At 68.4% G+C, this 250-nt stretch carries 1 protein-coding gene; it reads left to right on the top strand.

The features are described from left to right. On the top strand, positions 1-250 hold a 250-nt coding region (locus ACZ3GY_RS24520), incomplete at both ends, for a hypothetical protein (RefSeq protein WP_465912404.1).

Here is a 250-nt window from a genome sequence, read left to right as displayed (position 1 = left end):
CACCACGATGGCCTCGGCGAGCGACGGCTCCTCCGACGGGATCAACCTCAAGCCGTTCCTGCACGCGGGGAAGATCATCCCCACGGTGCTGACGTCGTTCGACGAGGCATCCCGGATCGCGTCGTCCATGGACCGCACGGGCGTGCTTCCGCAGATCGCCGCTCCGGTGGACCAGCTCCAGAGCCTCATCCAGCAGGCGACTCCCGTGCTCAAGACGGTCGACGCGCACCTTCCCGAGCTGCTGCGCGCG

The sequence above is a fragment of the Pseudomonas sp. PME37.24/006 genome, from assembly GCF_055556635.1.
Note: the sequence above shows the minus strand (reverse complement) of the source record. Positions and strands in the feature narration are given on the sequence as shown.